This window comes from Lentilactobacillus sp. TOM.63 (assembly GCF_030361045.1).
In the GTDB taxonomy this organism is placed as follows: Bacteria; Bacillota; Bacilli; order Lactobacillales; family Lactobacillaceae; genus Lentilactobacillus; species Lentilactobacillus dabitei.
On sequence record NZ_JAUCAP010000032.1, the window covers coordinates 1 to 16826 of the forward strand.

Annotated in this window: 7 protein-coding genes and 1 pseudogene; 5 read left to right on the top strand and 3 right to left on the bottom strand. The window is 46.7% G+C overall.

Features of this window, described 5'->3' with window-relative positions:
• Window positions 1-168: 168 nt before the first annotated feature.
• From QUF07_RS07660 to QUF07_RS07670, 3 genes and pseudogenes are all read left to right on the top strand, one after another.
• Complete coding sequence (locus tag QUF07_RS07660; RefSeq protein WP_289427127.1) at window positions 169-837, top strand: endonuclease III domain-containing protein; 669 nt, start codon at window positions 169-171, stop codon at window positions 835-837.
• Entirely contained in the window at window positions 821-1555 is a 735-nt protein-coding gene (locus QUF07_RS07665; RefSeq protein ID WP_217341733.1) for an SDR family oxidoreductase, read from the top strand. The genes QUF07_RS07660 and QUF07_RS07665 overlap by 17 nt, the downstream gene beginning before the upstream one ends.
• A 213-nt stretch (window positions 1556-1768) precedes the next feature.
• Window positions 1769-2630, top strand: a pseudogene (locus QUF07_RS07670) (GRP family sugar transporter).
• Window positions 2631-2801: 171 nt separating this feature from the next.
• Here QUF07_RS07670 and asp1 read toward each other — a convergent pair.
• Window positions 2802-4295, bottom strand: a complete 1494-nt coding sequence (asp1, locus tag QUF07_RS07675) for an accessory Sec system glycosyltransferase Asp1 (RefSeq protein WP_217341734.1) — start codon at window positions 4293-4295, stop codon at window positions 2802-2804.
• A gap of 12 nt (window positions 4296-4307) precedes the next feature.
• Window positions 4308-5876 (bottom strand): glycosyltransferase, encoded by a 1569-nt coding sequence (locus QUF07_RS07680; RefSeq protein WP_217164233.1) that lies wholly within the window; start codon window positions 5874-5876, stop codon window positions 4308-4310.
• Between the two features lie 477 nt (window positions 5877-6353).
• On the opposite strand from QUF07_RS07680, the gene QUF07_RS07685 reads away from it, so the two are divergent.
• Window positions 6354-15173, top strand: a complete 8820-nt coding sequence (locus tag QUF07_RS07685) for a DUF5776 domain-containing protein (RefSeq protein WP_289427128.1) — start codon at window positions 6354-6356, stop codon at window positions 15171-15173.
• A gap of 122 nt (window positions 15174-15295) precedes the next feature.
• Here QUF07_RS07685 and QUF07_RS07690 read toward each other — a convergent pair whose 3' ends face one another.
• Window positions 15296-15502, bottom strand: coding sequence for a cold-shock protein (locus QUF07_RS07690; RefSeq protein WP_008856094.1), 207 nt, complete (start codon window positions 15500-15502; stop codon window positions 15296-15298).
• Between the two features lie 319 nt (window positions 15503-15821).
• Here QUF07_RS07690 and QUF07_RS07695 point away from each other — a divergent pair, with 319 nt between their 5' ends.
• The gene (locus tag QUF07_RS07695) at window positions 15822-16730 is read left to right on the top strand and encodes a magnesium transporter CorA family protein (protein ID WP_217164755.1); all 909 of its coding nucleotides are present in this window, start codon (window positions 15822-15824) and stop codon (window positions 16728-16730) included.
• Window positions 16731-16826 lie beyond the last annotated feature (96 nt).

Here is a 16826-nt window from a genome sequence, read left to right on the forward strand (position 1 = left end):
TATTCTAACGAGAAACAAAAAATCTGTCATCAGTAATAGATAAAATCTATTACCAACAACAGATATTGTAGAACCTGATTAATCGCTTTAAATTTTGGGAGCAACCCACTTTTTTTCGCAATCTTATTTGGATTATAATGAAAGTATCGACGGGAGGTGACTACGTTCGTGATTGATCCGATGCCACTCTATCATTACATGCTTAAAGAAATGGGACCCCAGCACTGGTGGCCGGCCGATAGCAAGATGGAAATTGTGATTGGCGCCATTTTGGTTCAAAATACCAACTGGAATAACGTTGACTTGGCGCTTGATAATCTCAGAGCCAAAACGGATCTCAACGTTGAGAAAATTCTGCAGTTAAGTCAACCTGAGCTGGAAGAATTGATTCGGCCAAGCGGTTTCTATAAGAATAAAAGTAAGAGTTTGCTGGCGGTTTTGAAGTGGTTCAATCAGGCAGACTGTGATTTTGACAAATTGAGCGCCCAGACAGGGTCTCACTTACGCCAAACGCTGTTAGCGTTGCCCGGCATTGGTGAAGAAACGGCAGATTCCTTAATCGTTTACGTTTTTGACCAGCCGACCTTCATTGCTGACAAGTATGCCCGCACGCTTTTTAGTTGCTTGGGGGATCCAACCACTAACTACCGACAATTAAAGCAGCAGGTGGCATTGCCGGCCAGCTTTACTTACCAAGATGCCCAGGAGTTTCATGGTCTGATTGATGAGTTTGGCAAGGTATATCTCAAAAATTCCGAAAAATTTAACGGGAGCTTTTTAAGCCAATTTCAGTTAACAACAATTGTAAGGAGTGAGAATATTGACAATCAAAGATAAAGTTGTCGTGATTACCGGTGCCTCTAGCGGTATCGGTAAGGCAACGGCGGAAGTATTGGCAAAGGCCGGTGCCCACGTTGTGATTGGGGCCCGGCGAACGGATCGACTGGCAGAAATCGCCAACGAATTTGATGATGATCAGGTCAGCTACCAAGCAACCGACGTAACCAATCGAGCCGATGTCAAAGCGTTGGTTGATTTAGCAGTATCCAAATTTGGTAAAGTTGATGTTTTATACAATAATGCTGGCCTAATGCCAGTTTCTCCATTAGCTGATTTAAAAGTTGATGAGTGGGAACAAATGATTGACGTGAACATTAAGGGCGTCTTGTATGGGATTGCCGCCGTGCTACCGGTTATGATCAAGCAAAAACATGGCCACATTATCACGACCGATTCAGTTGCCGGGCATGTGGTTCATCCAGGAACCGCCGTCTACGCTGGTACTAAATACGCTATCCAGGCCATTATGGATGGACTTAGACAAGAACAGGTTGATAATCACATTAGAACCACGATGATTTCGCCAGGAGCCGTTACGACAGAATTATATCGAACAATTTCTGACGACACCACCCGTGAACAGATTAAAAAGCGGGAAGAAACGACTGGGCTGGCGGCCGAAGATGTCGCCCACGCGGTTGCTTATGCAATCGATCAACCTGAAAAAGTTGCAATTAATGAAATTCTATTGCGACCGGTTAGCCAACGAACTTAAGGTGAACTTAGCGATTCACCTCAAACCTGAGCCAAATCATTGGAACACTATGCAAGGTGTGCCCCAATGGACTGGCTCTTTTTGTTTAGAAAAATAATTTCAAAAAATGATTAGAGAATTGGAAAAGTTTTCCAGAATCCGTTTACATTTTAACTTTGTAATTATATGATATAGTTCTTGATTATTATTCTAAGGAATATGGAGGTTGATCGTTTGAACACACTGTTATTGTTATTACCAGCACTGGGTTGGGGGCTTTTGCCGCCAGTGGTTGCGAAGTTAGGTGGCAAGCCAGCTAATGAAATTTTGGGGACGGCTTTGGGGACGCTGATTGCTAGTGTGGGTGTCTTTATTGTTTTGAAACCACAAATAACGGTCCAAAGTTTCTTGTTGGCTGCGTTTGCCGGCGCCTTTTGGATTGTCGGCCAATTAGGACAGTATCATGGATATCAAAAGATTGGCGTTTCGCAAACCATGCCGATTTCCACTGGCCTGCAGTTGGTAGGGACTTCCTTGATTGGTGTGTTCATTTTTGGTGAATGGTCAACCGGTATCGAAAAGGCGTTTGGGGCGTTAGGCGTCTTAATGTTAATCATTGGGATCTGGCTGACTTCGATTACAGATCATAAAAGTCAAGAAGAAGCCAATCATCAACGAATCAATACCATTGTGATGCTGGTTCTGACTTCTGCTGGTTATTGGGTTTATAATTCAATTCCCCGCGGGCTAAGTGATTCAGGATTGGCAATCTTTTTACCAGAATCCATTGGCATGGTGATTGCCGTCTTAGTTTATCTAGCGGTCACTAAGCAGGGGATTGTTTTCAAAGAAAAGACCAGCTGGTTGAACATTATTGGTGGCTTGGTTTTCTCGTTTGCGGCCGTCACCTATATTCTGTCGGTCAAAGCCAATGGCGTTAATACGGCATTTGTGGTTTCTCAAGTTTCAGTGGTCATTTCAACGTTGCTGGGGATGGTCTGGATGCATGAAACTAAGAGCCGCCGCGAGTTGAGCTATACGTTTGTTAGGGCTTTTGATGATTGTCGCTGGAGCGGTAATTACAACGCTGTTTTGATAGCTAAACGGTTAGCCCCCTCTTAATTGTCAGAATTGACATCATTAGTCGTGGAATTAAAGCAAACGGTTGCACTTGGCAATCAATTGCGATTAAACCAATATCGGCGCCAGCTTCCCTTATAAGAGGCTGGCGCCGGTACTGGTTTATTTTACAAGCATAAAAGAGAGCTTATTGGGCCTCCGAAACCTGGCGTTCTTCCAAAACCTTTTGCCAAGTCTGCCAATAATGGTCGATGGTTAATTGAGTTCGAACGGTTTCAATTGCTTGAACGGCAGCTTGTTGCTCGGGTTCATTTTGCAACAGTCCAACCACGGACTTGGCAATTCCCTCTGCGTTACTGGGAATGGTTTTGCCGATCCCTAGATCAGAAATGATTGGGGCCAATTCACTGCTTAAAGTTGCCCTAACTGGAATCCGGTCCTTGAAGTTATACAGCAGCGTGGTGGGTGTTGCTGCAAATTTCGATAAATACAAGATGAGTTTGGATGTCGACACTGCCTGATCAATGCCATTTTGATCAATCACAACGTTGACAATCTTCTGGAATTGTTCAGCGTTAATCTTCTTGAACACACCAACCAAGTCCACTCGAGAATCGGGTTTGCTGCACAGGGTTAATTTGGCATCTGGAATGACAGTTCTAACCTGGTGCCAAGCTTTCAAAATATTGGCAAACGACAACTCATCGGTAAAATCGGTGAAAGCAACGACATCATTGTGCTTGCGCTTGGCAATGGGGGTGTATTCGGCGTGAAGCTCCGCATCTGAGAGACTCATGTCAGCAATCACTGCTGGCATTCCTTGATCGGACTGTTCTCGCAAGTGAGCCGCCTGGCTGCTGGTATTAACGATTGTATCTGTGACCTGGGAATTGCTTGAATCTGCAATGACTCGCTGGGGATCGAAGAGATGCTGATAACGCAAAAAGACGCGAGGATGGCCGGCCAAATGCTGAACCGAGGCCGCCAAATCTTCTGGATTGTTGACGACCAGGGTTGCCTGGTCGTCATTTTTGATGAGTTCATCCAAGAAGAAACTGAATAGTTCATCGAGGTTACCAAATAAATAATCGTTATGTTGGTAGTTCTCCAGATGGTAGCTGGTTGGCACGACTTGTTTATCGGCATTATACATATGGGCTAGCTGTAAGACACGTTGGCCAACTTGGTTGAACCAAAAGGTATAAGCAAAGTTGCCGTCCGGGTGGAGATAATCTTCCGAAGATTTAAAGCCCCGCCAATCGTAATTTTGGGTTACCGAAATATTGCCGAACTCATCGAAGTATTGAATGTAATTCACTTGACCAACGGTGGTTGGCATGATTTGAACGTGGGCGATAAGTCGACCGCCGTCCCGTAGCTCCTGGTAGTTTGGACCGTGGGGCTGAATTTCATAAGCTCGCTTGGAAATTTGTGGTAAGTCGTGGATGGTTGGCTTTTGGTGGGCAGCTTTAACCGTTCCTTGAAAATAGTCGAACAAATTAATCACATCGGCTTCGTCAATTCCCAACTGCTCACAGCGTTGCGACTGAAAGCGGTCGTAATCGCGGGTCACAATTTTAACTGGTTTGCCATAAGTTTTAAAAACTCGGAGTTGCTGTTTGATATTATTATTAATTTCAATATTGTCTTCGCCTAAACTAGCGGTTAATAGATAATTCATATTTGCACCTTCTTATTGATTTGTAACAGTTGCGATTTTTTGATTGGCGTCTTGAATCAGGTTGATCCAGGTCGCCCAAATATTATCAGGGGAATATTCTTCTGCGGACTGATAGGCCCCGTCACTCAATTTTTGCAATAAATCAGGATTCTTAAATAATTTGACAAAGTTATTTGCCATTTGATGCCAATTCCCCAAAGTGACGATGTGGCCGTTAATACCATCTTTGACAATACTATTTGGACCGTAATTAACGTCGTAGGTTTCGCCAACCACACCATGAGAAATTGCTTCTAGCAATGACAAGTTGAAGCCTTCCATTCGACTAGTGAGGCCGAAAACTTGGGCATTTTGGTAAACCGGCAGCAGGTTATTCGTATAGCCTTTGAGCTTAACCACGTCGGTTAACCCAAGGTCCTTGATGATTTTGCGGACCTTCTTGGGTTCGGCATAATCGTTTTCACTATTTTCGTAGCCGTAAATATCTAAAGTGATGTTTGGTACCGATTCCCGAGCTTGTCCAACAGCCCGAACCAGGTCATCAAGCCGTTTTTCGTTAGAAATTCTAGCAACTGCGATGACTTTGCCAGCAGTGCGTTGACTCATTGGGATGCGCTTTTCAGTTAGGACTTCAGTTGGCACCACGCCAACTGGAATGACAAAGATTGGAATGTGTGGCTTAAACCTCGCGGCCACGTTATCAGCCTGCTTTTTAGTTGCGGTAATGATAGCATTCCACTTGTCGAGGTTATTTAAACCAAGCTCATAGTTGTAGTTAAGCCCGGAATGCATGGGATCGTTGGCATCGTTGGTTTGAGAGTTATGAAGATGCAACACCTTGTAGGCCTTTTCTTGCATATGCATGATTGACCAGTCGTCAACCAGTGAACGGTCGGATACAAAAATGCTGACTTGAGGATCTTGTCGGGCAAGCTCATCCAGGCAAAAACGCAATAGTTCGGAAATGGTATTGAATTCGTAGTCCTTACCATTATAGTCTACGACTCGGAATTGAGAGGTTGATCGCTTCATTGAACGGTCAAACCGGTAAAATTGTTGGACTGCCACCGAGCCGTCTGGGCGCAGTAACTGTTCCATGTTGACTTTGTTATCTGGGGTATAATATTGCTCCTTTGACACAAAGCCGCGCCGATCATAATAATCAACCCGGTATAAGTTTTGCAGGGTATCAAAGTAGTGGACCGCTGCGACTTGTTGGGTATTTGGAAAGACCGCAATTCGCATGAAGATCGCTTGGTTGTGATAATATTCATAGTAATTTTGATCAGCAACCCATTTTTTTACGAGGTTATCTCGGATGTTTGCAGGGATTTTGATATCGTCGGGGCTGACTTCTTTGACGGGGACGTGAGTGGCGTCTTGGAAATAATCGAATTCGTTTAAAATATCGTCATCAGTCAAATCTGTGTATTTGAGATTATAGTGAAGCTGCGGATCATAATCGCGGGTGACAATTTTTGCTGGCACTTGATGGGCTTTGAACAGGGCAATTCGCTTGAGCTGGGCGTGTTCAATTCCGGATTTGTTTACTGGCATGTTAAAATTAACAAAATATAACATAGCAAGGCCTCCAGTTATTTTTATTCATTTTAATTAATAAAAATACACTTTCAAAAAATAAGCAATTTAAAGATAAAAATGTGAACCCATTATGTGATTTTGTGGTAAACTTCCCGGTGATGAAGTTGTTAACGGCATTTATTGTATAACGGTTTTAACATTAAAATATTACACAATTATAACACGAACCCCGATATATCAGTATCACAAGGTGCTTACTTATGTAGTGTAGTTGTTATTGAGTTAATAATCAACTAGAAACAAGTGTTTTTGACCACATATAATTTGTATCTAATGATATTAAAATTGTTAGGCTGCAACCGCTTGACTTTTTAATATATTTGGTTAAAAGCATGCCGTTAATAATTCCACACTAAATAATATACTTGTCAATTGTATAAAGGGGGAGTGCAAAACAAATATTCTAGTATTTTGATTTGGAGGATAGAATAGCTTGTTTTTGGGAGGTAAGGTATATTGTCAAAACACAATAAAATGGTTAAAGACAGTATTATCAGTCAAAAGCAGCATTACAAGATGTACAAAAGTGGTAAACGGTGGTTATTTGCCGCGATCACTGTTGTCACATTTTCACTGGGAGGAACCTTTGCGGATTCAACGCCAACTTCTGCCAGTGCGACTACTGCTGCGACTGAGAATGTTGAATCTTCGACCAATCAATCAATAAGTACAGGGGGATCGACTGGTAATCAGGCTTCTGTGATTGAACCATCAACTGATAGTTCCTCAAATGAAGCAATCTCACTTGGCAATTCGACTACTGATGCGACGGCCAGTTCCACTACTAGTGATTCAACAGGTACAGCCACGACCTCAAGTAGTGATAAAACCACTAGCTCGCAGACAACTCAATCGGATCAGGCAACTAGCCAACCAAGTGATGTATCGACCAGTGACGCTCAGTCAAGCGCCTCAAATGTAACGACTACCAGCTCTGCCAAGCAAACTGCTGCCACAACGACTAGCACTTCTGCTGATCAAAAGGTGACCGCGACAAGTTCGAGTGCGACGTCTGGAACTACTAGCTCAGCGGCTAATTCAACCGCTACATCGGCTAGTTCAACTTCTCAAAGTACCCAATCTCAGACGACTAATGAAACCAGCGGTGCATCGAGTAGTGAGGCATCGACACAATCTACAACTACTAAGTCAGCTTCAACCGAAACTACTGCAGAAAGTTCTTCCAGCACAACGGCATCTCCAGCTTCTGCGGCTAAAATGAAAACTACAGCCAAAGCGACCGCTTTAACCGCTGGTTCTACGTCGATTAAGGCAGCTAGTGAATCGGGAACCGATATTTTATCAGCAGCGGTTTCAGGAAGTGCGACCGATGCAAAAGCTGCCGCAGCTGGTAGCATTGCTGCATCCGCGGCAGCTGCTGCCAGCGCAGCCTTATCGACGGCAACAAATGCGATTACTAGTGCCAGCGAGGGGGCAGTTTCAGCTTCTGCAGCGGTACCAACAGGTGATGTTGGCAAGGCGAGTGCTGGCTTGTCAGCAGCTAAGGCCGCTTCAACCCTGGCATCCGATCAGGCCCTTTCGGCAGCCAGTTCAGCTAGATTAACCAACGCTGCCGCTAGTGCTGCTAGCAGCTTCGCTTCAGCTTTAAATAGTGATGCTGCTTCTGTGACGGCTGCCACCCTTGCTAGTGCGCAAGCAATTCTTGCCCAAACTTATGCGGACTCTGCGGCCAAAGTGGTGCCAAGTGCTGCTGCTTATGTCTTTGCAGCCACGGCTGCATTAAGTGAAGCAACGACAAAATCAGCTGCTTATCAAGCATACTCGGAGGCATTAACGAGTGTGCCATCAACGGCAAGTAATTACACTGGCCAGTCCTATGCGGAAATGAGCGATACCATCAGTGATTTGAATCAGCTAACAGCTAGTTCAAGCTTAACGGCCCTTAATGCCGCAACTAAACTAATTAATAGTGCAGTTAAAAGTTTGATTCCAACGGCTACCAGTGATGGTAAGCAAATTACGACTGCAGTTTTGAGCAGCGCGGTTACGTCAGCTAATGCGGCATTTCCAACTTCGACTTCGGCTGGCTATACTTCTGAAGCTTGGAAGGCATACACAGCAGCTCTTTCTGCTGCGACAAGTACGGCTGCAAACTCTGCTGCTACTGGTGATCGAGCCGCTGCGATCTATAAAGCGTTGCAAGATACCATCACAACGCTGGATCAATCAACGACCAAGGCCGTTACGAGCGATTACAGTTCGTTAGCCGCTTCTGCAAGTGCAGCGATTGCGAGTGCTGGTTCGTATACATCAGCTTCAATTACCACATTAAAGTCCGCCTTAAGTGCCGCCAGCGCAGTGACTGACTCGACGGCTGCGGATACGGCTAAGACCGCAATGAGTGATTTATCGGCAGCGGTGGCAGCGGTTAGTGGATTGGTTAAGGCAACCAGCTTAACCGATTTATCGACGGCAATTAACACCGCTAAGTCGACCTATCAAACAACCAATGCTTCAACCAATTACGCTTCAAGTACCTGGGATGATTTTTCAAGCGCTTATGTTTACGCTACATCCGTTTTGAATAACGCTGCGGCAACTGCTGATCAAATTAGCAATGCAACGGCCTCATTGAACACTGCTTATCAGGCATTATTTGGTAATGGTAAGGATACCTACACCAGCGGGTTGAGTGATGCTATTTCTGGTGGAGCAACCTTACTCAATGCCGGTTCAGGGTCTGCATTTGATGATTCAACAACCAGTGCCTTAAGTGAAGCCATTACGTCTGCTCAAGCAGTATTGAAGAATAGCGCAAGTACACCCGACGAATTAGCTTCGGCCTCTGCGGCGATTAATACCGCCATTAGTGATTTGAAGACGACTTTCCAAGTTACCATTGATAGCTTGGATGAGTTCATCAGCACCGCAGCTGGCATTAGCGGCGCCGGCAGTAGTGGCGTGACTACGACTTCTTATAATGTCCTTTCAAGTGCTTTAGCTAACGCAGAATACGCACGTTACAACGATTCCAATGCGTCAACGCTGGCCAGCGATACGGCTAAGCTGACCAGTGCCATCTGGGCAACGGTGCCAACTGAAGCATCTGCGGCTGCTTATAAGGATCAATTAAAGGCGGCCTTATCCGCTGCGCAGTCAACCGCGTCGGATTCCAAAGCGATGTCTGGCGTTTCTTCAGATTCGGTTACGAATTTAAAGAATGCCATTCAAACAGCAATTGCAACCTTGAACACTGGAACGACTGATGCAGATGCCCTGCAAATCGCGTATAATACCGTGAACTTTTATACTGCCAATTTGTCTAAGACAGGTGGCGGGTCGATTAGTTTGGGAACTGGTGTTTACTTCTATGTCTATGGGACGAATAACGATCTCAAAGATGATAGTTTGGAAAGCCAGGCAACTAATACGATTAATGCGAGTGCCGGGACGATTACGTTTGGAGATGCTTCCTCAATCTCTAACCTGCTTTCACTAGGAAACGGTTATACAACAACATTTACTTTGCCAACTGCTTTGACGACGTTCTTTAATAGTAGCGATTGGCAAAAGTATGTCACCGTTTCTTACTATGAATCAGGGGCTGGTAATGCCGCTGTTGGTACAGGTATGAAAGAAGTTACCTCGGGTGGTATCAATTTCACGGGAAGTACTGTGGCCGTTTTGGATACCACGAAGACGACTACCTTAGCGAATGCCATTAACACTGGTGCTTTCCAAATTACAACTTCTGTCAATAGCGGGGGCCAAACTGTCTTCACCGTTAACAGCAAGGTGCTCGGTAGTGGAACCACGGCTGCCGGTTATGTCTTTACTCTGAATTTAAAGACATGGTCCGCTGATACTGGTACTTATTTGCAACGGGTAACCCTTGCGAGTGATGCTAGTTCAGCTGATGTAACGGCTGCCAACACGATTACAGTTACTGCCGGAGCCACCGGATTTGCAACAACTCAAGGGAAGACGCTTAGTGATGCCACCACCTTTGCTAACACGTATGGCGCCACTTCCGGCAGTTCCCAGACCGGGACTGATTGGAGTTCTGAAGCTACTGGTGGCTTAGCAACCTTGTCCGCGGCCATTCAAAGTGCCGTTCCGGCTGTTACTAGCGCTAGTTTAACTCGAGTGATTGCTGAAGGCACCAACACTGTTAGCGGTAAACTGGATTCAGCTGCCTTTTCTGCCGCGGCTGCTTCTAATAATAGTGGTGACGCTATCCAAGTGGTTGTGACTGATAAGACTACTGGTCAAGCGGTGACCACGACGGTTAACTCGGATGGCACTTTCTCAGCGTCATTTGGTAACAAGAATGGTAACATCATTTCTGGAACCACCTTGAATGCCGGGGACATCATTACCGCTCAAGTTCAGCGGGTTAGTGCATCTGGTACGGTTACGTATGGCACGCTGGGGTATTTGTCAAATGGCCTGCAAGAAGGTCAAACCCCTTATGTCAACGTTGATTTCAATTCAATGAGTCAAGGGTCGCAAACGCTTGATGGAACGATTACGACGATCACGCCAAGTGGTACTAGTTTTAGTGATGCTATTAGCAATACTAAAACTAGTTTACTGGCTTCAGGGGATCTCAATGTTTATACTGTTCAAGTTTCAATTTACAATTCGGATGGTTCTCGAGCATATCAGTCAACCATTCAAGCAGGTGCTGATGGCAAGTGGTCAATTTCGATTCCTGCTTTGAAAGCCGGCCGATACGTTGATGCAACGACCCGGGTTCAAACTGGAATTTCAACTGGTACCAATGATATTCAACCGAGCGGAACGACAGTAAGTGGTCTTGACAATACTGTTACTGGGCATTTCTACGTCCCAACTGATACCAGTGCCTTGAGCGCTGCCGTTTCAGCTGCCAGTGCCGCAGTTGTTGCTGGCTCAGGTTCTACTCAGGCAACTTCAGCTGAATGGGATGCCTTGGTATCATCGCTTTCGGATGCCCAAAGCATTTTGACTTCCGCGCAAGCAGCTGAAAATCAAATGACAACTTCGGCTGCTGTGACCCAGAGTAGCGCCGATTCGGCTGCAGCTGCGTTGAATAAGGCATTAACCGAAGCTACTAAAAGTACGTCGGGGTTGGATCAGGCAATTAGTGCTGCGAGTGCGATCGATTCGACCAAGTACACGACGATCAGTTATAATGCCGTCAAAACCGCATTAGCTGCCGCTGAAGCGTTGTCTGCAAGTGCTCAAACCGATTTAAGCAAAGTGAGTGCTTCAGATATTTTGACGGCAACCACTAACTTAAATGATGCTGTAAAAGCACTGGTTTCCCAGACAAATACGCAAGCGATTACTTCGGCTGCAGCAAATGCTGATGCGCAAGCGATTAATGCAAGTAATGCTGCGAGTGCTGCTCAAAGTGCTTCTGTTGCCGCCAGTGCTGCGAGTGATTCAATTACCACAGCTGTTAAAAACGGTGATTTAACTTCAGCAGCCGTAGCCAGTGCGGCTGCCAGTGCTGCTGGGAGTAATGCTACTAGTGCTGCTTTGGCTGCTTCAACTGCTGCCAATGCTGCTTCAGCTGCCGCTGCCAGTGCGGCTGATCTTGCTAATATAATCTCGACCAGTGATGCTTCGTATGCGGACGCCCAAGATCAAGCTAACTCGGCTGCCAGTGCTGCTATTAGTGCAGCCAGTGCTTATCAATCCGCAAGTGTCGCCGCTTCTAACGCGGTTGCCAGTGCGGCTGCTGCCAGTGAAGCTTATACCAATGCCGTATCGGCTTCGACTGCAGCCAGTGCTCAAGCTAAAACTAAAGCTGAATCAGATGCTGTGTCAGCTGCTAGCGATGCCCAGAGCGTGGCCACGATTGCCAGTGATCAGGCGGCTTCCGCATCGGCTGCTTATCAAAGCGCCAGTCAGGCTGCTGCTAATGCGGCTTCGGCTGCTAAGACTGGCAACTTCAGCTCGGCAACCTCAGCTAGGAGTGCTGCAACGAGTGCGGCGGCCATTGCTTCAGCTGCTGCCAGCACAGCAGCTAGTGCAGCTAATCGGGCAGCCAGTGAGCTTGTGGTTGCTCAAAGTGCTGCGAGTGCGGCGGGGAATACCTCGGCTGCTTCGGCAAATCTTAGTTCCGCTAGTGCAGCCGCCAGTGCCGCTGCGAGTGCTGCCAAGATTGCTTCTGCCAGTGCAGCTTCAGCTTCCGAATTTGCGAGTGCGGCCACTGATTCATTAATTGCCGCGCTTAACCAGAGTGCAGCAAATCAAACTTCTGCCGCTGCATCTGCCAGTACTGCCGCTTCAGAGGCAATTGCTTCTGCTAGTGCAGCTGGGAAGAATGCTTCTGAACAAGCTAGTGCGGCTATTGTTGCCGCTACTTCAGCTGCTCAAAAGGCTGCTAGTGATGCCATTACTTCAGCGGCTACCTCAGCCAGTGCTGCCATTCAATCAGCTGCTGATACTGCCGGAAGTTCGGCTCAGAGTGCGGTTGCTAGTGCTGCTAAAGCTGCTTCTGATGCAGTTGCTGCTGCTACTAGTTCAGCCAGTGCGGCCGTTAAATCGGCTGCCACTTCTGCCGCAGCTTCAGCTAGTTCGGCAGGTCAAAGTGCATCAGCTGCTGTTAGCGATGCCGTATCTGCGGCTGCCAGTGCTGCAAATAGAGCAGCCGTTTCTGCTCAAAATGCAATAACGAGTGCGGCTGCCAGTGCTTCAGCAGCTATTAAGACTGCAAGCGACTTAGCATCCGCTGCCACGAGTGCCGCAATTTCAACAGTCACTAGTGGTGCAAATGCGGCGTCAAGTGCAAGTGTGGCTGCAAGCAATGCCGCTAGTGTCGCTGCAGCAAATGAAGCCACAGCCGTGAGTGCTGCTTCTGCCGGCAAAATGGCTGCTACTGTTAGCGATGCCAAATCAGCTTCGATTGCCGCCAGTGCGGCTGCCAGTGCTGCCAATAGTGCGGCGACAAGTGCTAGCGTTGCTGCTGATAATGCCAGTGCAGCTGCTTCCGCTGCTGCCAGTGCTGCAGTTGTTGCAGGAACATCGGCTGCTAGTGTTGCAGCTGCCAGTGCCGCCAAATCAGCTAGTGCAGCTTTGGATAATGCTAAATCGGCTGCTAGTGCTGCTACGAGTGCATCTGTGGCTGCTAGTGCTGCCGGGGATGCTTATACCAGTGCGGCAATCTCTGATGCGACAACGTCTGCGAGCGCATCGGCTGCTGTTAACTCCGCTGCTGCTAACGCCAAGTCGGCTAGTGAAACCGCTACAAGTGCTGCCAGTGTGGCTGCCTCTGCTGCGAGTGCGGCTTCTGCTGCTGCCGCAGCTTCTGATAATGCGGCTGCGAGTGCGGCTGCTGCTGCCAGTGAAGCTGCTGCGAGTGCAGCTAGTGCAGCGAAGAGCGCAGCTAGTGCGGCCAGTCAAGTGGGAACCAGTGCAGCTAGTGAAGCGGCTCAAAGTGCGAGTGCTTCTGCTGCGAGTGCAGCTAGTGCAGCTGCGAGTGCCTCTACAGCTGCGAGTGCGGCTACCTCTGTTGCTGATCAAATTAGTGCTGCTGCTTCAAGTGCAGCGAGTGAGGCTCAAAGTGTTGCTAAGAGTGCGGCTGCTAGTGCGAGTGCCGCAGCCAGCGCGGCTTCTGCAGCTAATTCTGCTAGCGCTGCCGCATCGGCTGCTGCTTCAGCAAGTGCCGCGGTAGCAAGTGCTGCAACATCAGCTGCCACTTCAGCGAGTGCTGCTGCTTCCGCTGCTGCCAGTGAAGCCGCAGCCAGTGCGAGTGCTGCGGGTCAAGATGCTTCAGCGCAAGCGAGTGCTGCTGCCTCTGCTGCCGCCAATGCTGCTGCTTCCGCTGCCAAATCAGCGAGTGCTGCAGCGAGTGCCACAATTTCTGATGCAACCGCCAGTGCAGCTAAGGCAGTTAGTGCTGCTGCCAGTGCCGCTCAAAGTGCTGCGAATGCTACTTCTGCTGCCACATCTGCTGTTGCCGCCGCTTCTGCCAGTGCTGCAGCGAGTGCCGCTGCCGCCGGTAAGGACGCTTCGGCACAGGCTAGTGCCGCTGCCTCTGCTGCCGCTAGTGCTGCTGCCTCTGCTGCTAGTGCCGCTGCTTCTGCCAGCGTTGCAGCAAGTGCCGCTGCTTCTGCTGCTTCAGCATCAGCGAGTGCTGCTATTAGCGATGCTGCTAGTCAAGCAGCTCAAAAGGGTAGTGCCGCTGCAAGTGCTGCCGCTTCAGCAGCTAAGTCTGCAAGTACTGCAGTAGCGAGTGCTGCTACGAGTGCTGCAACATCAGCCGCCACTTCAGCGAGTGCTTCTGCTCAAGCGAGTGCCTCAGCTAGTGCGGCAATTGCCAGTGCTCAAGCCAGTGCCGCTGCAAGTGCCAGTGCTGCGGTAGTGAGTGCGGCTGCCTCAGCTGCTACTTCAGCTGCGAGTGCTGCCAGTGCCGCCGTTAATAGTACGGCTGCGAGTGCTGCTACAAGTGCTGCAAAAGTAATCAGTGATGCTGCGACGACATCTACAAACGGCGGTGGTTCAATAAGTGGTGGCATTGCCGGTGGTTCTGGAACATCGACCAACACCGATTCTTCAACCACTTCGTCATCAATAACGTCAGCAACTAGTGCTTCTACTAACACGTCAAGTACTTCAGCCGCTGCTAAAGCTACTAATAAGTACTGGACAACACTTTCTGGAAAGTCAACGATCACTCAAAAGGGGTTGTATCGTTACACGGCAAGCGGTAAGCGAATCGGTTACGTTCCAGTTGGTACCGTTCTGCATGTGGTACGAGTTGAAAAAGTCGGTAACAAAACACAATTAGTTCTGACGGATGGCTCTCACGTAACTGGATTGAAGGACTTCATCGGCTTTACAACGGTCAGTGCTAAGTACAATGACGATCTATACAAGGATTCGGTTCTCTACGTGGCTAATTCGAAAGGCTTACGTGAATATTCAGGTAAGACATTCAAAAAGGCTAAGAAGGGACGTCATGTAAAGGCTGGTACGATTTTGCATGTTGCTCGAATTGTACGTTCTGGTAAGAAGACCAGGTATCTTTTGACAAACGGTCAATATGTCACGGCAAAACGAAATGCTGTAAAGGGCGTTAAAGTTAATAAGACATATTACACCGGGAAATTGACTGGCTATAAAGTAACTGTCAAGAGTGCTAAGGGCATCTTTAAGTATAAGAACAGCCGGTTAACTTCTAAACAAGGTAAGCGACTAAAGAAGGGCACATCGCTTAAGATCAAGCGAATTGTCGTAAAGGGCAAGACCACTAGGTTCCAGTTAACTAACGGCGACTACGTCAGTGCAAATCAGAAATATGTATCAGTTACCAAAATGTAAACAAATTTGATAACCACAAAAAACGGGTTGCACCTCAAATGGGGCGCAACCCGTTTTTTATGCCTGAAAATTAGGCAAAATAAAAAGCCCCTCACAGGAGACTTTTTATTTACTAAATTTAATTAGTCGTTTACAACAGAAACGTTAGCAGCTTGTGGGCCACGGTCGCTGTCTTCAACGTCAAGGGTAACATGTTGGCCTTCTTCAAGGGTCTTGTAACCGTCAGCATTGATAGCTGAGAAGTGAACAAATACGTCCTTGCCGTCTTCCAAAGTGATAAATCCGTAACCTTTGTCGCCATTAAACCATTTAACTGTACCTTGTTCCATAAGAATGAAACCTCCATGCGCTTTGCGCCGTTATATTTGCATTTGAAACTTGAAAATAGGAATCATTCTTAATAGAACGGTGTACCTTGTTTCGAAGTATAAATACATTATCTATACTTTAACAGCCATCCTCTAAAATAGCAATGATTTGCATCGAATAAGTCAAAATATTGCCATTTAGCGAACAACTATCAAGCGAGGAGTGGATATTGACAGATTATACAGACAAATTGTTTATTAAGAAGGGTTGAATACTTCTCCTGCGGCTTCTTTTCTTTTAAGGTAAAATAGGGTTAATTGAAAATAAGGGGATTATCAAATGATTAAACCTGAAAAGATCATTGATGGCACCAAATGGATTGAGACAATCAAGCTCACACCCGATGAAGAAATTCAATTACAAAAAGATTATGGAATTGATGAGGATATTATTGACTACGTAACCGACCGGGATGAAAGTACTAATTATGTATATGATGTCAACGAAAACGACCAATTATTTATTATGCTGGCACCATATGCCTTAAATAAGGAAGATATTCGCTACATTACCCAGCCATTTGGGATTTTGATCCATAAAGGAATCCTGTTCACTTTTAATCAAAGCCATATGACAAAGGTCAACGATGCGTTCCATTCGGCTTTCGAAAATCCGGAGGTGACAACTAGAGATTCATTTATTCTGGAATCGTTATTCTTACTAATTGACAGCTATATTCCAATTGCCCGTTCGGTGACGAAAAAGCGGAACCAGCTGGATAAAATGTTGAACCGAAAAACAAAGAATGCCGATTTGATTGCTTTATCACATTTGCAACAGACGTTGACCTTTCTAACGAGTGCAGTTCAGCTTAATCTGAGCTTACTGAAACGAATGCCAAGTACTCATTTCGGCAAGGGTGCCGATCAAGAAAAACGAGATTTATTCGAAGATGTCACAATTGAAGCCGAACAGGTCCAACGAATGGTTGAAATTGAAACCCAAGTGGTCGACCGAATTGATCATACGTTCAATAGCATCGCCAATAATAACTTAAATGACACAATGAAATTTTTGACGATTTGGTCACTGACGATGGCGGTGCCGACGATCATCACAGGCTTTTATGGCATGAACGTGAAGCTCCCAATGGCAACAATTAGTTCAGCGTGGTTGATTGTGATTGGTATCTCCATGGTTGCGATTGCCGCGTTGCTGGTATTGCTGAGAATGAGACACAAAATGTGAATATGTATAACTGGATGGATATGGTCTTATCAACCCGCTTGATCTGAAAGCCCTATCGCTGTTAAACGACATTTACCAAACCTTTACGCTTCCAAC

Coding starts and splice junctions, on each gene's coding strand:
- asp1 (WP_217341734.1), bottom strand. CDS start 4,295: ATGAATTATCTATTAACCGCTAGTTTAGGCGAAGACAATATTGAAATT.
- QUF07_RS07680 (WP_217164233.1), bottom strand. CDS start 5,876: ATGTTATATTTTGTTAATTTTAACATGCCAGTAAACAAATCCGGAATT.
- QUF07_RS07690 (WP_008856094.1), bottom strand. CDS start 15,502: ATGGAACAAGGTACAGTTAAATGGTTTAATGGCGACAAAGGTTACGGA.
- QUF07_RS07695 (WP_217164755.1), top strand. CDS start 15,822: ATGATTAAACCTGAAAAGATCATTGATGGCACCAAATGGATTGAGACA.